Annotated in this window: 1 protein-coding gene; it reads left to right on the top strand. The window is 68.7% G+C overall.

Features of this window, described 5'->3' with window-relative positions:
• Positions 1-582, top strand: a 582-nt coding sequence (locus tag ABD374_RS31510) for an IS701 family transposase (protein ID WP_344500036.1), incomplete at both ends; no start/stop codon positions are given.

The raw sequence follows: 582 nt of genomic DNA, 5'->3' as shown, positions 1-582 counted from the left end.
GGAGTGCAGCGGCAGTACACCGGTACCAGCGGCAAGGTCGACAACTGCCAGATCGGAGTGTTCCTGGCGTATACCAGTCCAGCGGGACGGGCGTTGATCGACCGGGAGTTGTACCTGCCGAAGGCCTGGACCAGCGATCGGGACCGCTGCCGTAAGGCGAAAGTGCCCGATGAGGTCGAGTTCGCGACCAAACCGCAGCAGGCGCAGACGATGTTGCAGCGGGCTGTGGCAGCGGGAGTGCCGTTCGCCTGGTTCACCGCGGATGAGGCCTACGGGCAGAACCCGGGCCTGCGTACCTGGTGCGAACAGCAGGACATCGCCTATGTGATGGCCACCCGCTGCGACGATGAGGTGCCCTCCGGGCTGCGCACCACCACGCGCGTGGACGAGCTCATCGCCAAGGTGCGGGCCGGCGCGTGGACACGGATGTCCTGCGGCGACGGCGCACACGGGCCCCGCGTCTACGACTGGGTCGCCACGCCGATCCGGCAGCAGTTCCCGCACGGCCGCCGCGGCTGGGTCCTCGCACGGCGCAACATCAGCACCGGGGAGGTGGCCTACTACCGCTGTTTCGGGCCGCGC

It is taken from the genome of Streptomyces enissocaesilis (assembly GCF_039533765.1).
GTDB lineage: Bacteria > Actinomycetota > Actinomycetes > Streptomycetales > Streptomycetaceae > Streptomyces > Streptomyces enissocaesilis.
This window is presented reverse-complemented; position numbering and strand designations above follow the sequence as displayed.